Below are 397 nucleotides of genomic sequence, written 5' to 3'. Positions count from 1 at the left end.
GTCATGTTCCGCGAAGGCAAAATTATTTTAAACGACCGAACCCGTAACCACGTCTATATGAGTGACGAAGAAGGACTAGAAATCGCACGCGCAGACGGCGTATCGGTTTGACGTTCAGACGGCATAAGTGAGGAAATTGAGGTTGATGTTTTTCAGCGCGTGAAAATTGCCGAAGCGTTTTTTGTTTAAGTTTTGAATGGTAATACTCATACTGCGTTCCTTTCGGCGGCGGCGAGTTTTTTGTCTTGTATAGTGGATTAAAGTCGGGTGCAAAAATACTTGGAGGAGGAAGCACTTTAGCCGGCCTCGGGCATCTTTTCCGTCTTGAAACCGGATTATTTGATCATTGAGAGGGGGTCGCCGCCTTCGACGGGGGGGACGTTTTTCAACAGGGTTT

General features: G+C 47.1%; 1 pseudogene. It reads left to right on the top strand.

Annotated features, from left to right (window positions below):
- A pseudogene (locus tag ACRPFF_RS11390) lies at positions 1-111 on the top strand (class II glutamine amidotransferase); the annotation flags it as partial.
- Positions 112-397: the final 286 nt, after the last annotated feature.

Source organism: Neisseria sp. SLRRB23, from assembly GCF_050896295.1.
Taxonomy (GTDB): Bacteria; Pseudomonadota; Gammaproteobacteria; order Burkholderiales; family Neisseriaceae; genus Neisseria.
The sequence above is the reverse complement of the archived record's forward strand: the minus strand, read 5'-3'. Positions and strand labels throughout refer to the sequence as shown.